Here is a 13046-nt window from a genome sequence, read left to right as displayed (position 1 = left end):
AGCGTGCGAAAACCGCTGACGAAAGAGGGGAGGGATGCTCTCTTTTTGAGCAAAAAACAGTGTCTTAAAAAGACAGAAAGAGAAAACTGTAGTTCTCTATTTTATCTCAATTATTTCTCTTTTTGAGCGTTCTGGACTGTTTGTTTCTCCGATTGTTCTCAAATAAAACTCAGAATTGTCTCTTTTTCGTGCTCTTGCGCTGCTTTTTAACTCTTGCTACTCTTTTTGGGTCTTACATTTTTCTCTTATTTGTCTCAGTGATGGAGCAATGCAATGCGCATTTTTATCGATGATGGTTCAACCAATATCAAAATGCTGTGGGAGCAAGATGGCGAAACTTTCACCCATATCAGCCCCAACAGTTTTAAACGCGGCTGGTCTGCCACCTTCGGTTCGGGGAAGCCTTTTAACTACACGGTGGATGATGAAAAGTACTCATTCGACCTGATCACTCCCGATGCGCTCCCAACCAATAACATTGACTGGCAATACAGCCCGTTGAACTCCATCGCTGTCCATCACGCGCTGCTGACCAGCGGTCTTGAGCCACAGGATGTTGAAATTGTGGTCACCCTGCCGCTGACCGAATTTTATGATGAAGATGCGCAATATCGCCTCGACAATATTGAGCGCAAGAAAAAGAGCCTGCTGCGCGACGTTAAACTGAATAAAGGCGTGGTGTTCAATATCACTAAAGTTACCGTGCGCCCGGAATCGATTCCGGCGGGTATCAGCCTGTGTGATGAGCTGAAACCGTCGCATTCGGTGCTGATTATCGACCTTGGCGGCACCACGCTGGATATTTCAATGGTCGCCGGGCAGATGACCTCGGTTTCGCGCATTTACGGCGACCCGAAGCTGGGCGTATCGCTGGTGACCGACGCCGTTAAGCTGGCGCTGGCCCGGGCGAATACCGACACCTCCAGCTATAACGTCGACCAGATAATCATCAACCGCCACGACGAAGAATACCTGACCGACAACATCAACGATCCGGATGCGGTTTCTGAGGTGAAGAAGGTGATCAATAACAGTATCGAACGTCTGACCACGCGTGTCCTGACGGCCATCGATAGCTTTAAAGGCTATTCGCACGCGATCGTCATTGGCGGCGGCGCGCCGCTGGTTGCCGACGCCATTCGTGAACGGATGGGTCTGCGCGAGGATCGTTTCGTGGTGGCTGAAGAGCCGCAGTTTGCCCTGGTGCGTGGTCTGAAAATTATTGGTTAAGGAGCGTCTATGACTCTGGATCGCAGAAAAGTGCTGATTTACCTGCGCCCGGATATCAGCGCCAGCGAGCGCTTCGCGGACGCAAAAATTGAGGCCCATCACCGTGGCGACCGCGGCGATATGTCGCGTACCGCGCTGCTGGCGGGGCTGGCGTTAGGGGAAGTCGATAGCCGCTTGCCGTCGATGCTGGCGGCGCTGCTGGCGGAAGATACTAAACCGGAAACGCTGCGTAAGATGCTGGCCTCGTTCCTTGAGATCCAGCCGGCCTCTCCCGCCCTGGCAGCCGCGCCAGCGGCCGCTCCGGCTAAGGCGCCAGCGGCCGCTCCGGCTAAGGCGCCGGAGCCGCCCGCGCCGGTGAGCGAGAGCGTCTCCGCGCGTAATCTCGCCGGTTCGTTACCGGATTAAGCGCTATTCCCGGTTTGCGCGACCCGGGAAACTCCCCGGCTTGCGCTGCGCTTAGTTTGTAGGCCGGGTATGGCGTAGCCGCCATTCGGCAAACAGGCGGCTCCATGCCCGGCGGCGCTACGCTTGCGCGGGCCTACGGATCCAGTGTAATGGTGGGTCCAGTGCCATTTGTAGGCCGGGTAAGGCGTAGCCGCCACCCGGCGCGAAGAAGGAACGCCACGACCCGGGATGGCACCCCTATCCGTGGGCGAGGAAGCGCGCCAGGCGCTGCTGCAGCAGGCGATTTTCGCGGGTCAGCCGCGCGTTCTCATCCAGCAGGGTCAGCGCCACCGCAATTCCCGGCCAGTCCAGCTCCAGCTCGTTACGCAGGCGTACCGCGCGATGCACGATCGTCACCGCGCTGTCGTCGAACAGCCAGGTGTCCGCCTGCGGCTGGTGTGGCTCAATCATCCCTAAGCCGACGATCTCCGTCAGCTCCTCTTCCGACACCCCGGTACGCAGGCACAATTCGGTAATGGTAAACGTCACTGTTACTGTAGCCATCAGGCTTTCCCCCATGTCTTACGCGGATCGAAGCTGGCTTCGGCGGCGGCCAATTGTTGCCAGAGCTCACGCGCTTTTTCATCTGGTTTTGGCGGCATCACTATTTTAATAACGGCGAACAAATCGCCGGTGTGGGTTTTGCTCACGAGTCCTTTCCCTTTGATACGCAGTCGCTGCCCTGCCTGACTGCCCGGCGGCACCGTCAGCAGAATGCTCTCTTTCAGGGTGGGCACCGTCACTTTCGCGCCCAGCGCGGCCTCCCATGGCGCCAGCGGCAGGACGATCTCCAGGTTATGACCGACAATATCGAATAGCGGATGCGGGGCGATGTGGATAACCAGCCACAGATCGCCGTTCGGGCCGCCATTCTCCCCCGGCGTCCCCTGGCCTTTCAGGCGGATACGCTGACCATCGACTACCCCGGCGGGGATCTTCACATTCAGCGTTTTCGGTGTTTCGCTTTCGATCATGCCAAACACGTTGTACACCGGCAGGTTATAGCTGATGGTGCGCGTCTGCTCGGCCAGCGTCTCTTCAAGGAACACCGCCACTTCGATCTCCAGATCGTGGCCGCGCGCCGCGTGTTGACGACGACGCTGATGCGCCTGCTGGCCAAACATGGAGGAGAAGATGTCGTCGAAATCTTGCTGACTGTAGCTCTGCTCGTGGGTCTGTCGCTGGCGACCGAAGCCGGGATCGTTGCGATGCTGCCAGAGCTGATCGTATTCGGCGCGCCGTTGCTCATCTTTCAGGACTTCCCAGGCTTCGGCGAGATCCTTAAATTTGGCTTCGGCATCGTTTTCTTTACTGACGTCGGGGTGATATTTGCGCGCCAGGCGGCGGTAGGCGGTCTTGATGGTTTTCAGATCGTCGGTTGGCTGCACCCCGAGAATGGCATAATAATCCTTCAATTCCATGATTTTATCTCATCTATGCTCAGTGCGGTGGTTACATATTCCCTGGAACAGGCGTCAGTATAAAGCGTAGGGCAAATGCGCCCTGACGGGGAAGAAAAGTGGCGGAAACTTGACGCCGTCGGGGTAGACGGCGCCGTGGATAAGATTAGTCTTTCGCCTGCGGCCGTGGGCGGCGGCGCCATCCGGTGAATAGCACCAGCAGCGCGCCGACGGCGCCAGCCAGGCGCGCGGTGCCCTCGCCGGCGCTGGGAAACAGCTGGCGAATGGTAGGGTCGCTGACCAGCATTGACCCGGCAATCCAGCCGATGAGCATCCCGCCCAGCAGCACCACCGCGGGAAAGCGGGTGAGCAGGACCAGCACCAGCTTGCTGCCGGCGACAATAACCGGAATGCTGATCGCCACGCCGAGGGCGACCAGCGCAATGTGCCCTTTCCCCGCAGCAGCTACCGCCAGTACGTTATCCAGCGACATAATCACATCGGCAACGGTGATGGTGATCGCGGTGCGCCACAGGCTGCCAGAGCTGCTAACCTCGCTCTCTTCTTCCTCATTCCTGACCAGCTTGATGCCAATCCGCAGCAGGAGCAGCGCGCCGACTATTTTCAGCCACGGCAGCGACAGGAGATACAAAGCGATCGCCAGCAGCAGAACGCGCGCCAGGATGGCGCCCACGGTACCGATGATGATCGCTTTGGTGCGTTTCTGCGGCGGCAGTTTGCGGCAGGCCATGGCGATCACCACGGCATTGTCGCCACCCAGCAGTAAGTCGATGGCGACAATCTGCAGCATAATCACTGCCATGTCCCATTGTTGAAGAAATGCATACATATCGAGAGAAACCACCTGAAAAAAGAGCAAGAAAAACCGCTGCGCAGGGTACTCCGCCTGGGCCGCGTTGACCACTGGCGCAGACCTGCGCTATCGCGCGGGAAAGAGAGAGCCTGAAAAATAAAGTTACGAATCAAGGCGCCGTTGGGCAAGGCTTCGGCGAAAAAGGGTGATATTTTGTCGCCCAGACTCACCTGCCGTTCACTTATCGCAAGGATCCCCACTATGTCTGGCCACAAGAAATACCTCTCTGTCGCCCTGCTGAGCGCTGTCTTACTGCCGGCGATGGCCTCTGCCGCTGACGCGCCGGCGACTTTCACCCCGGAACAGGAGGCGAAAATCGGCAAAATCGCCGCCGACTATCTGGTCGCCCACCCGGAAGTCCTGCTGCAGGCGAGCCAGAAACTGCAGCAAATTCAGGCTGAGCAGCAGGCCAGCGCGGCCACTCAGGCGGTGCTGAAGAACGCCGCCGTGTTGACCCAGGATAAAAATACCCCGACCTACGGCCCGGCCAACGGCAAAGTCACGGTGATCGAATTCTTCGACTACCAGTGCGTCTACTGCAGCCGTCTGGCGCCGGTGATGGAGCAGGTGATTAAAGCGCACCCGCAGACCCGCTTCGCCTTCAAAGAGTGGCCGATTTTCGGCGGCCGCTGGGAAAGCTCGCTGGAGGCGGCAAAAACCGGCCTGCAGATCTATCAGCAGAAAGGGGCGGATGCCTATCTGGCCTACCATAACGGGATTTACGCTACCGGCCATAACGAAGGCAAGCTGACGACGGCGGATATCCAGCAGCAGGCGAAGAAAGCCGGCTTCGATGCGAAGAAGGCCGCCGACGTCGAACCGGTGCTGCAGAGCATAAACGATCTGGCGCAGGAGATTGGTCTGAGCGGCACGCCGGGCGTGATCGTGATGCCGACCACCGGCGCCACGGAAGCCAGCATCACCGTCTTCCCGGGGCTGGCAGACAAAGCCTCGCTGGAAGCCGCCATCAAAAAAGCCGGCGGCTAATCCCCGGCGTATTACCTGTCCAGGCCGCCGACGGCGGCCTTGCTCTCATGCGTCATCGCTCTCTTCCTGCGGCGGCGGTAACGCGTGGCTTTTTAAATCAATAATCTGCCCGATTTGATCGTGGTAAACGGTGAGCAAATTATAGCGGCTCATCTCCGAGATAATCTGCGGCGCGACGTTAAAGCTGCTCGCCAGCTCATCGTCGCGCAGAGCGAGCACCGCGGTATGACGCCGGGTACGGGCGCGGCGCCGGTTGTAGTGATACCAGAGGATCAACAGCCAGCCGTTCAGCGCGGCAATCAGCAGATACACCAGCGCCGTATTCAGGGAGTCCATCAGCGATTCCCAGCGCGGAGAGGGCGGCGCGATGAACTGCATCAGCAAATTGGCGTACAGAAAGAACAGAAAACCGAGCCAGGCCAGCAGCGTTAAGCCGGCGTCGACCAGCCGGGGCAGCACCCGATGTTCGGTTAAGATGAGCGTATTTTCATTCATCACAGGCTTCCTTTTCCCCGGTCCGGACTCACCCAGCGCGCGCGGGAACGTTGACGTTTCACCATCACTTTCGGAAAAGCGACCAGCGTGGTCAGCAGGCCGATCATCCAGTAGACCATCGGGAACCAGATCACCCAGAACAGCGATTTGGCGACCTTTTTCTCATAGCGCCGCTCGATATACAGACTGGCGACGAACTGCAGCAGGCACATCAGGCCGAGCAGCATGCCGGTGAATTCCGGTGGAAACAGGCTATGCACCGCCAGATTGTCAGGCAGCGGCATCAGGCGGCTGAGGATAAACAGCAGAATGGTGATCGCGTAGGCAAAGGCCCACAGCGTGGAGCAGGCATACTCCAGAAACAGCGGCCACATCCGGTGATGCTGCCAGTGAAACAGGCGGCGCAGATTGACCAGAAAGACTTCGGCGCCGCCCTGGGCCCAGCGCAGACGCTGCTTCCATAACCCTTTGAGGGTCTCCGGCATCAGGATCCAGCACAGCGCTCGCGGCTCGAAAAAGATGTCCCAGTGGCGGAGCTGAAGCTTCCAGCTGATATCAATATCTTCAGTGATCATATCCGGGCTCCAGTAGCCGACGTCCGCCAGCGCCTGGCGCCGGAAGGCGGCGATTACGCCGGAGACGGTAAAGACCCGGCCATAGATCCGCTGCGTCCGTTTGATAAGCCCAATGATCGACGAGAACTCCCCAACCTGAATGCGGCCGATCAGCGTGGATCGGGTGCGGATCCGCGGATTGCCGGTGACCGCCCCGACGTGCGGATAATGGATCAACGGCGCGACCAGCCAGGCCGCGGTATCCCGGTCCAGCAGGGCGTCGCCATCGATGCAGACCAGCAGATCGCCGCGGGCGGCGGCGGCGCCCGCTTTGAGCGCCACCGCTTTTCCCTGATTGGCGGCCAGATGGATCACCCGCAGCCTCGGCTCCTCCTGCGCCAGCTGCTGGAGCACCTGGGCGGTGTTGTCCGAAGAGCCGTCGTTAATCGCGATCACTTCAAGATTGGCGTAACGCTGGGCCAGCGCTGCGCTGATGGTTTCCCGGGCGTTTTTCTCCTCGTTAAAGCAGGGGATCAGGATCGAGATCAGTGGATTGCCCGGCAGCGTCGGCGGCGGGGTATCCTCCCCCCACGGCCAGTGACGTTCCAGCTGAAACCAGAAGTAGAGACCCCCGGTGATCCACAACACTGACATAAACAGCGGCCAGAAAAAGACAAAGTCGAGGATAAGCTCGCCGGTAAATACCGCTGCGACACCTAACGGCAGCCCGAATACGAGGCATAAAATGCACAATGCGATAATGCGATCAGTCATGGTCAGGGTACCACCAGGAAGAAAATTGCGGCCTGATACGAGAGATATCAGGCTGGTTGTTAATAAAATCGTCAGGGTAGTAGCCGTAGTTTTTGACGCCGTTCAGCCGCAGCAAACGCATCCAGTCCGCCAGCTGCTGGTCGGGAATGGCGTTTTGCTGGCGTCGATTCCAGTCTCTGGCCTGCAGTTCAAAGATGGTTTTCTTCAGCGCACCCGGGTGGCGGGCGACGGCCTGCACCAGCCGCGTCAGCCAGGCCTGGCTGGCGTCGATCGGCACGGACTCCATCAGCGGCATCGCCATGGGGACCGTCCAGTCATAGGCGGCAAGGAAGTCATCCAGATTCTGCGCAAACCAGGCTTCGCTTTGCGGCTCCAGGATCGGCAGGGCGAAGAGATTACGCGCCGTTTTCACCTGCGGGCCGCGGATGGCCTGCACTGCCTGGCGTAGATCCAGAGTGAAGCGGGTCAAGGTTTGGCTTTTGAAACGCATCCATGCCTGGCGCTCTTGCGGACGTTGGGGCACCGGGGCGGCATCGTGCGCCATACCCGTCTGCCGCCAGGCGGCGACCGCCTCCGGGCTCACGTCTTCAAAATCGGTCAGCACGGCGTCGTCGTGAAACAGGATCCCGCTGAAGCTGGCGTGTCGGGCCAGATCTTCGTAGATGTCGGTGATCTGCTGGCGAACCTGGGGATCCCAGGGCGACAGACGGACGTACGGCTGGCGGGCAAGTAACGCCTTCCCGGTTTGCGGATCCCAGCGCTGAACGCGCGGCAGATCTGAGGCAAGATCGAAGGCCAGCACCGGCATCCAGGCATAAACCTTCACATTGCCGCGGGTCTGCAACTGCCAGGAGACGAAGTTAAACAGGTCGGCGCGCATCGGCAGCCAGCGGTTGGGGAAATAGAGTGACTTGACCGTGCCGTCGCCCTGCGGGTCGGAGAAGGCCTGCAGAAAGACGTGGCTGATTTTCATGTCATAGACGCGCTGCACTAGCTTATCGATATTCTTTGCCTGCTGGACGGGATTGGGGTCATAGACATAGTCCAGATCCACATGCATCACCCGAACAGGATCGGCTTCCTGAATCTGGGTCACGGCGCTGGCAAAGGCCTTGAGCGACGGGTTACCGGCGATCAGCAGGCGTGGAATATTGTCCAGATCCTTCACGTTGCCCAGGCCGTCGTTCAGCGTAAACGCCAGCTGATACCCTTGCTGTTTGGCGATGGCCAGGGTGCTGCCGCTGGCGGCGCCGTAGGGCCACACCCAGGCGCGCGGCGTTTTCCCGGCAACCTCATGGATTTTCGCCGTTACTTTCTGCACATCATCGGTCATTCGCCGGGTAAACTGCGCGTCGCTTTCATAGCGGCCGGTGGTTTTATCCCAGCCGCGGTTGGCGGCGGCAGGCTCGCGGCTGCCCTGCGGATTGGCCGGCAGACCGTAGTGCGAGGCCCAGGTGTGAGCGCCGATCTCCACCAGCGGCGAGCGGCTGAGCTCGCGCACCATCTCCCAGGTAGCGAAGCGCTCGCGGGGCGTCATCAGGCCGCCAAAATTAACGGGCTGACCAGCGGGAGTGTCCACCCAGCTGCCCACCGGCGCCCATAGCGCCGGGACGTTCCAGGCTTTAAGCAGCGGCCATACGCGGGTGTAAAAGCTGCTGTAACCATCGTCAAAACTGAGGAGAAAAGCCTTGGGCGGCAGCGACTTTAAGCCATAATGTGCATCGAGAATGTCCTGAACGCTAATCGCATGGTAGCCGTTATGCAGCAGCCAGGCGATCTGCTCATTGAGTGCGCTGGTGCGCACCGAAAGATAACGCTGGTCGGCGGCATCGTCTTCGACGTCATGGTAGGCCAGCACCAGAAAGCGATCCGCCGGCCAGGGTTGATTGGCCTCCAGTTGGGGGCGCTGCTGCGGGGCGAGGAAGGGGACTTCCTCAGCACGCACGCTGAAGATAAGGCACAGCCAGATGAGAAGCATCAGGCCGTTGCGCAGGGTCGTGTTCAGCATGGTCATCCTTAAAACCGTATATTTGCATCAAGAGTGATGGCGAGGTTGTTTTCACGTTTGCCGTCGTAGGGGCGCTTATCCCAGTTCAGCATCAGCCCGGTGTCGACGACGTTGTTCCAGCGCAGGCGCTGCCCGTAACCCAGCACCGTGATCGCCCCGGCGGCGTGATTTTTTTGCCAGTAGCTGCCGCCGCCGGCCAGTAACTGCTGGCTCCAGACGGTGTCATAGCGCTGGTAAAGCGTGTGATCGACGGCCAGCGCCGCGGTGGCGGCGAGGTCCCGTGCCGGACTGTAGTAGGCGGTGTCGGTGCGGCTATTGGCGCTGGCCGACAGACCGGGCTGCAAATCCAGCGTTAACCATGGGGTTTGCCAGAGGCGTTCTTTACCGGAGAGGGTGTACTCCTGGCGGCGGTTGCGATCGGTAAACCGGCTGGCGGCCGCGCTGAAGCGGTACTCCCGGCGTTCGTTTGGAGACCAGCGCAGCCAGCCTTCGCCGCGGTTGGCGCTGACGCCGTTGCGTAACGCGCGCAGCGGCGTCTGCTGCGAAATCCGCTCCAGTTCGCCGCCCAGCTGCCAGCGATCGCTAACGTCATGGGCGGCGGAAAGGCGGACGCCGGGCTTGTTCTCGCCGTGAAAATTGACGCTGGAGAGCTCAAGCTCGCCCCAGTAGTCGCGCGGACGCCATTCAATACCGGCAAACAGCTGGCGACGGCTGCCTTTCCCCTCTTCAAAATTGCCTTCAGCGAAGCGGTGCCCGCCGAACAACCGCCAGCTGTCGGCTAGCGGCGGGCTGTAGATCGCCGTCTCAAAACTGAGGTCGTGCGTGCCGCTCACCGGGTTGTCGGAATGCAGCCCTTTGCCAACGCTCAGGCGCAGCTCGGAGAGATGATGGATCTCGCGCGCTCTGGCCAGGCGCTGGGTGTTCAGATCCCGTGGCGAGCGGGCGACGACGTCGTCAGCCAGCAGATCCATTTGCCGCCACTCCTGCAGATCGAGGGCGACCCAGGCCTGCTGGCGCTCCAGCTGCAGGCTGGCGGGTTCCAGAGATTCCGCCGCTTTTAGCTGGCGTTCGGCTGCCCGTGGCAATCCTCTCTCCTGCAGAAGGGCGGCATAGTCTATCTGCAGGCCCTGGTTTCCAGGGGCCGTCGCCGCCAGGCGCTGCATTCGGGCTTCGGCCTGCGGCAGGTCGTTGGTAGCCGCTAAATAGTGCACGTTAAGCGACTGTGCGGTGAGCCAGTCGTCGTTCGGCTGCGGCGTTGGCGAGCCGTAGAGACGACGGATGTAGGGCGCATTCCTGGTGAGGCGGGCGACATACCGTTGCGCCTCCGGGTACTGACCGGTGTCCAGCAGAGCGTAGAAAAGCTCGTGTTCCTCATTCTGTTGGCTTGTCAGCCACGAAGGATGCTGGTGGATAAGCGTCAGCGCAGGCTCAATTTGCTTAAGGGCGATAAAAGAGGAGATGACCCAGCCGATGGCCCAGTCGGGAACGGTCTGCTGCTGCGCGATCAGGCTTTGGTATTCGCGGATGACCTGCGCGTACTCGGCGCTGGCGTACAGCGCGCCCAGACGATCAATACGCGCCCGGATGATGTCGGGCGCAGCCTGTGGGTCGGGGTGCCAGGCGGCGATCATCGCGTCATACTGCGTGAGCGCCGTGCGGGCCAGCGCGTAACGCGCCTTTTCTTCGCGGGAAGGGGTATCGGCAAGGCGCACCAGTTCGGCGGCGGCGTTCAACTGCAAGTTACGCTTTTCCGCAGGCGTCAGTTCGACGCTATTCGCCAGGCCGAGAGCAGGGGAATCAATCCGGTTGCGGGTCAGGGTCGCCATCAGGCTGGCCAGCGCGGTTTTGTTTTGCGGATCACGATCGAGGATCTGCGTGTCCACCAATAGCTGGTCCCAGCTTTTGCCCAGCCGCAGGTAGACATAGGAGAGCGTCTGCAGGTGCGCAACGCTCGCCTGCTCCGCCACCAGGCGACGCGCTTCGCTGAGCGCCTCGCCGTCCTTGCGGGCATCGGCGAGCGTTTTGATATAGCCGATACGATAGTCGTCGCTGCCAGGGGCCTGGCTGAGCGCCTGCTGCCAGAGGGTGAGCGAGGTTTGCCACTGCTTCTGGTTGCGCAGGGCCTGCGCCGCGGCGGCGGTGCCCCGTGCGGGAAGCGGCATATAGACCTGGTAGCGTCGCCAGACTTTCACCACTTCATCGTCCTGACCGGCCCAGAGGGCCACCTGCAGCCAGTCCGCCACCTGAGAAGGGGTTAAGGCATGCCGCAGCTGGTACTGCTGAAGGTAACTGAGAAAGGGGGCGTACTGGCCTTGGCGCGCTTGCAAGATTTGCTGGTCATAGAGCGAATCCGCTCCCTGAACCAGCGCCGGGAAGAGCAAAAGCAAGCCGATTGATAGCGAGAGTTTCGTGTTGCGATTAAACAATAACGTATTTGAATAAGGTGATCTTTCCATTTCTATTTGCCATATGTTCATCAAGAATCCATTGCACAACACGACCGTCCTTTGACGGTGAGTTAAAGGATGAGGATGGTCCCATTTAGCTGACTGGCACTGCAGGTGAATGACCTATTGCAAACTAATAAACATATCTCCTGTTGATAAATGAATGGGTAATTTATACCCGATACGGCAACCGATAAATATGGATAAATTATGGTCTGCGTTTTAAGATAATTCTGTAAAATCGACTTCATTCGAACGGAAGTGTTCAAGTTGATTTCTTTAACCTACTGATATAAATAAAAAAGAAAGTCAGGTGGAATTTTGTTTCAAAATGGCGGTGTGACTTATATTTAGTTGGGGTTAGAGTTTTTTAGGCAATATTTAAGATGATTTCTGACAAAAATTCTCAATAGCAAAAAAAGCATCTTTTCTGTGGATTTTTTTTATTTATAATCAATCTGTTTATTTCCTGTCAGAACGCAAGGAGGGTTTTCACAGCCAGATTCAGATGCCGCGCTAATGATAAATCACAGGTCTCGTTATTTTCACCGCCATGCGAAGCGTTCCATAGGGGGAGGTAAAACGTCTGGTTGACGAGAATTTGTTGATTAAATGTTAAAGGGACGATTTGTGGCAACTTTAATGATATTGGTTACCCAAGATTACTATCTTTTTCAAGGTGTTAAGAATTTTTTTCCTGATATCATTCAGTTAGATTCTAGCGGAAAAGCGATTTTAGATAATGAGGTTGATGAAGTCTCTCTGCTGGTTGATAGCCGCTCGCCGCTTTGCCATTACGATTATCTCGTGCTGGCAGCGGCGAAATCCAGAAAGCGAATATGTTGTATCGTCCTCGATATGCGCCATCGGGAAGAGCATTTACTGAGCCTGAAATCGTTTTTAAACATGTCATTATCACCCGCGGATATGGCGACATTATTTGGCCTTTTTCTGGAGATGAATAGCAAGCGTCTGACCAAAGAGTGGTTTGACGATCTGCGCTTAAGTTTGTCTGAACAGTTAATGTTACGTTTACTCATGGCGGGGATGACCATGGAGGAGGTGGCCGTCAATCTCAATACGTCACTAAAAAGCCTTTACCGCAAGCGTACTGCGCTTTATGAGCGGTTGGGGTTAGATAATTTTAATGAAGCTTGCTTATTTATCTTTCGAAATAAGCTGCTGGAGCAGACCGAACGTTCGTTATGAAGCTTCGCTGTACAGAGAATGGATGTTATCGCAAGGTATTTGTTGACGAAAATCTAATAAATTAAATAGATATTGATAGGTACAACCGTCGATACCTGGCGGTATCGATGATGGCATTCGGCATATAATTCCGGAGCTCTTTGGAAGTATTTACCGCCAATGCGGTTTGCTATGCACAGCGATTATTATAATGAATATATTCCTTGCGCCGCACAGGAATAGTTTTGTCATAAATTAACACTACCATGGTATTCCGACTCACGCGTCGGAATACCATGAGATATCGTGAAAGCATCAGAGGAGCGAGGTGGATGAGAATAAGGGACAGTATTGCTGAGCGGTTAGAGGCATGCGGGCTCTACCGTCGGGCGGCATCCAGATGGATTGAGGTGATGCAGCGTTGTCTGGACGATGAGGACCGAGAGTGGATCCGTCACCATCGCAATCAGTGTCTGAAAAAGGCGCAACGTCCGCCGGCGCCGAAAGAGGAGTTTGCCGACCTCCACCAGGCGGCGAAAGAGACTCAATATCGTATGGGCATTGCGAAGCCCTATGGCGAAGCATTCAGGCTGCCCGGCAAAGGGAAAACGGCCGCCGAGTAATGCCTTTCTTCACGACGTTTGC

At 57.7% G+C, this 13046-nt stretch carries 15 protein-coding genes; 7 read left to right on the top strand and 8 right to left on the bottom strand.

The features are described 5' to 3' along the window. Window positions 1-3 precede the first annotated feature (3 nt). From AB1E37_RS23510 to AB1E37_RS23500, 3 genes are all read left to right on the top strand, one after another. Entirely contained in the window at window positions 4-126 is a 123-nt protein-coding gene (locus AB1E37_RS23510; protein WP_004146677.1) for a hypothetical protein, read from the top strand. A 147-nt stretch (window positions 127-273) separates the two neighbouring features. Continuing rightward, window positions 274-1230 (top strand): plasmid segregation protein ParM domain-containing protein, encoded by a 957-nt coding sequence (gene parM / locus AB1E37_RS23505; protein ID WP_004146678.1) that lies wholly within the window; start codon window positions 274-276, stop codon window positions 1228-1230. Between the two features lie 9 nt (window positions 1231-1239). Beyond that, window positions 1240-1635 carry a plasmid partitioning/stability family protein gene (locus tag AB1E37_RS23500; protein ID WP_004221983.1) on the top strand — a complete coding sequence of 132 codons (396 nt, stop codon included), beginning with the start codon at window positions 1240-1242 and terminating at the stop codon, window positions 1633-1635. A gap of 237 nt (window positions 1636-1872) precedes the next feature. On the opposite strand, the gene cbpM is transcribed toward AB1E37_RS23500, so the two are convergent. Together cbpM and cbpA are read right to left on the bottom strand one after the other, a co-directional pair. Further along, complete coding sequence (gene cbpM, locus AB1E37_RS23495) at window positions 1873-2178, bottom strand: chaperone modulator CbpM (RefSeq protein WP_002885324.1); 306 nt, start codon at window positions 2176-2178, stop codon at window positions 1873-1875. After that, window positions 2178-3095, bottom strand: coding sequence for a curved DNA-binding protein (gene cbpA, locus AB1E37_RS23490; RefSeq protein WP_002885338.1), 918 nt, complete (start codon window positions 3093-3095; stop codon window positions 2178-2180). Before cbpA ends, cbpM begins: the two co-directional genes overlap by 1 nt. 75 nt (window positions 3096-3170) lie before the next feature. Here cbpA and AB1E37_RS23485 point away from each other — a divergent pair, with 75 nt between their 5' ends. Further along, window positions 3171-3284: a hypothetical protein gene (locus tag AB1E37_RS23485; RefSeq protein ID WP_020316611.1), complete on the top strand. Its 114-nt coding sequence runs from the start codon at window positions 3171-3173 to the stop codon at window positions 3282-3284. On the opposite strand, the gene AB1E37_RS23480 is transcribed toward AB1E37_RS23485, so the two are convergent. Next, window positions 3241-3924 (bottom strand): TerC family protein, encoded by a 684-nt coding sequence (locus AB1E37_RS23480; RefSeq protein WP_032448210.1) that lies wholly within the window; start codon window positions 3922-3924, stop codon window positions 3241-3243. The two genes, AB1E37_RS23485 and AB1E37_RS23480, sit on opposite strands and share 44 nt — an antisense overlap. A gap of 225 nt (window positions 3925-4149) precedes the next feature. Between AB1E37_RS23480 and AB1E37_RS23475 the strand changes: the two genes are divergently transcribed. Further along, complete coding sequence (locus AB1E37_RS23475) at window positions 4150-4935, top strand: DsbA family protein (protein WP_002885391.1); 786 nt, start codon at window positions 4150-4152, stop codon at window positions 4933-4935. A gap of 45 nt (window positions 4936-4980) precedes the next feature. Here the strand turns inward: AB1E37_RS23475 and pgaD are convergent, their stop codons facing one another. Genes pgaD through pgaA form a run of 4 tightly spaced genes read right to left on the bottom strand, consistent with a single transcriptional unit; the run spans window position 4981 to window position 11222 of the window. Beyond that, on the bottom strand, window positions 4981-5430 hold the full coding sequence (gene pgaD, locus AB1E37_RS23470; RefSeq protein ID WP_004177775.1) for a poly-beta-1,6-N-acetyl-D-glucosamine biosynthesis protein PgaD: 450 nt from the start codon (window positions 5428-5430) through the stop codon (window positions 4981-4983). Then, window positions 5430-6758, bottom strand: coding sequence for a poly-beta-1,6-N-acetyl-D-glucosamine synthase (pgaC, locus tag AB1E37_RS23465; protein WP_002885393.1), 1329 nt, complete (start codon window positions 6756-6758; stop codon window positions 5430-5432). Before pgaC ends, pgaD begins: the two co-directional genes overlap by 1 nt. After that, entirely contained in the window at window positions 6751-8766 is a 2016-nt protein-coding gene (pgaB, locus tag AB1E37_RS23460) for a poly-beta-1,6-N-acetyl-D-glucosamine N-deacetylase PgaB (RefSeq protein ID WP_004221994.1), read from the bottom strand. The genes pgaC and pgaB overlap by 8 nt, the downstream gene beginning before the upstream one ends. 8 nt (window positions 8767-8774) lie before the next feature. Beyond that, window positions 8775-11222, bottom strand: a complete 2448-nt coding sequence (gene pgaA / locus AB1E37_RS23455; RefSeq protein WP_074193683.1) for a poly-beta-1,6 N-acetyl-D-glucosamine export porin PgaA — start codon at window positions 11220-11222, stop codon at window positions 8775-8777. Between the two features lie 633 nt (window positions 11223-11855). Here pgaA and AB1E37_RS23450 point away from each other — a divergent pair. Next, entirely contained in the window at window positions 11856-12422 is a 567-nt protein-coding gene (locus AB1E37_RS23450) for a LuxR C-terminal-related transcriptional regulator (RefSeq protein ID WP_002885396.1), read from the top strand. Here the strand turns inward: AB1E37_RS23450 and AB1E37_RS23445 are convergent. Next, window positions 12417-12539 carry a hypothetical protein gene (locus tag AB1E37_RS23445; RefSeq protein WP_004146686.1) on the bottom strand — a complete coding sequence of 41 codons (123 nt, stop codon included), beginning with the start codon at window positions 12537-12539 and terminating at the stop codon, window positions 12417-12419. The genes AB1E37_RS23450 and AB1E37_RS23445 overlap by 6 nt on opposite strands. 128 nt (window positions 12540-12667) lie before the next feature. Here AB1E37_RS23445 and AB1E37_RS23440 point away from each other — a divergent pair, with 128 nt between their 5' ends. Further along, a complete protein-coding gene (locus AB1E37_RS23440) occupies window positions 12668-13024 on the top strand; it encodes a PerC family transcriptional regulator (RefSeq protein WP_305953346.1) in 357 nt (118 codons plus the stop codon). Window positions 13025-13046 lie beyond the last annotated feature (22 nt).

The organism is Klebsiella sp. Shm-1, assembly GCF_040804525.1.
Taxonomy (GTDB): domain Bacteria; phylum Pseudomonadota; class Gammaproteobacteria; order Enterobacterales; family Enterobacteriaceae; genus Klebsiella; species Klebsiella pneumoniae.
This window is presented reverse-complemented; position numbering and strand designations above follow the sequence as displayed.

Coding starts and splice junctions, on each gene's coding strand:
- parM (WP_004146678.1), top strand. CDS start 274: ATGCGCATTTTTATCGATGATGGTTCAACCAATATCAAAATGCTGTGG.
- AB1E37_RS23500 (WP_004221983.1), top strand. CDS start 1,240: ATGACTCTGGATCGCAGAAAAGTGCTGATTTACCTGCGCCCGGATATC.
- cbpM (WP_002885324.1), bottom strand. CDS start 2,178: ATGGCTACAGTAACAGTGACGTTTACCATTACCGAATTGTGCCTGCGT.
- cbpA (WP_002885338.1), bottom strand. CDS start 3,095: ATGGAATTGAAGGATTATTATGCCATTCTCGGGGTGCAGCCAACCGAC.
- AB1E37_RS23485 (WP_020316611.1), top strand. CDS start 3,171: ATGCGCCCTGACGGGGAAGAAAAGTGGCGGAAACTTGACGCCGTCGGG.
- AB1E37_RS23480 (WP_032448210.1), bottom strand. CDS start 3,924: ATGTATGCATTTCTTCAACAATGGGACATGGCAGTGATTATGCTGCAG.
- AB1E37_RS23475 (WP_002885391.1), top strand. CDS start 4,150: ATGTCTGGCCACAAGAAATACCTCTCTGTCGCCCTGCTGAGCGCTGTC.
- pgaD (WP_004177775.1), bottom strand. CDS start 5,430: ATGAATGAAAATACGCTCATCTTAACCGAACATCGGGTGCTGCCCCGG.
- pgaC (WP_002885393.1), bottom strand. CDS start 6,758: ATGACTGATCGCATTATCGCATTGTGCATTTTATGCCTCGTATTCGGG.
- pgaB (WP_004221994.1), bottom strand. CDS start 8,766: ATGCTGAACACGACCCTGCGCAACGGCCTGATGCTTCTCATCTGGCTG.
- pgaA (WP_074193683.1), bottom strand. CDS start 11,222: ATGGAAAGATCACCTTATTCAAATACGTTATTGTTTAATCGCAACACG.
- AB1E37_RS23450 (WP_002885396.1), top strand. CDS start 11,856: ATGATATTGGTTACCCAAGATTACTATCTTTTTCAAGGTGTTAAGAAT.
- AB1E37_RS23445 (WP_004146686.1), bottom strand. CDS start 12,539: ATGCCATCATCGATACCGCCAGGTATCGACGGTTGTACCTATCAATAT.
- AB1E37_RS23440 (WP_305953346.1), top strand. CDS start 12,668: ATGGTATTCCGACTCACGCGTCGGAATACCATGAGATATCGTGAAAGC.